The 508-nt window shown below is 47.8% G+C and carries 1 pseudogene; it reads left to right on the top strand.

Going from position 1 to position 508, the window contains the following annotated elements:
• Nucleotides 1–508: pseudogene (istA, locus tag CCB157_RS16795) on the top strand (IS21 family transposase); the annotation flags it as partial.

Genomic DNA, 508 nt, shown 5'->3' with positions numbered 1-508 from the left:
GGCTATTCGCGGATGAAATACGCGGTATTTACGACCAGCCAGGACCAGGAACACTTAATGGAATGCCTGATTCAGAGTTTCCAATACTTCGGCGGAGTTCCGAAGAAGGGGTTATTTGATAATATGAAGACCGTTACAGACGGCCGGGAACAAGGAGTGGTGAAATGGAATCAACGATTTTCTGAATTTGCGAGTTACTACGGATTTATTCCAAAAGTGTGCCGGCCTTACCGGGCCCAGACAAAGGGAAAAGTCGAACGAGCCATTCAGTATATCATGGATCACTTCTATGTGGGGACAGCGTTTGAAAGCATCGAGGAATTAAATTTCCTTCTCCATCGTTGGCTCGATCAAGTGGCGAATCGGAAGCCAAACGCCACGACCGGCATTCCTCCGCAAGAGCGTTGGGCAGAGGAACAGCTGAAACCTCTCCCGTTGAACGATTACGATACGAGCTATCTTCTATCGAAGATGCAGGTATGACTGTTCTCATACAAGGGAACAATGG

It is taken from the genome of Caenibacillus caldisaponilyticus, assembly GCF_002003465.1.
Taxonomy (GTDB): domain Bacteria; phylum Bacillota; class Bacilli; order Bacillales; family Sporolactobacillaceae; genus Caenibacillus; species Caenibacillus caldisaponilyticus.
The sequence above is the reverse complement of the archived record's forward strand: the minus strand, read 5'-3'. Positions and strand labels throughout refer to the sequence as shown.